Annotated in this window: 1 protein-coding gene; it reads left to right on the forward strand. The window is 61.1% G+C overall.

All coding sequences use genetic code 11. The annotated features are described in order from the left end of the window. Nucleotides 1–411: ABC transporter permease (locus tag EN750_RS38910; RefSeq protein WP_145968417.1), on the forward strand; the 411-nt coding region annotated here is incomplete at both ends.

The raw sequence follows: 411 nt of genomic DNA on the forward strand, positions 1-411 counted from the left end.
CAGGAGATTACCGCGACGTTGCTGCCCCGGCTGTGGAATACACTCTTTCTGGCCTTCTGCGCGGCGACTGTGGCTGTCCCGCTCGCTATCGTCCTCGGGCTGCTGGCGGTGCGCTATCGCAACGGCGTAATTGACAAGCTGATCTCCGGCTTCGCGCTTACCTCAACCTCGCTTCCCGAATTCTTCATCGGCTACCTCCTGGTTTATTTCTTCGCCGTGAAGCTGCAGTGGCTTCCGGGTATCTCCACTGTCTACGTTGGCATGCCGTTCCTGGAGCGCATGGAGGCCATCGCCCTCCCTGCGACGGTGCTCACGCTCGTCGTGCTCGCCCACATGATGCGTATGACGCGCGCCGCGATCCTGAACGTCATGCAGTCGGCCTATATAGAGACGGCCGAGCTCAAGGGGCTG

The sequence above is a fragment of the Mesorhizobium sp. M7A.F.Ca.ET.027.03.2.1 genome (assembly GCF_003999175.1).
In the GTDB taxonomy this organism is placed as follows: domain Bacteria; phylum Pseudomonadota; class Alphaproteobacteria; order Rhizobiales; family Rhizobiaceae; genus Mesorhizobium.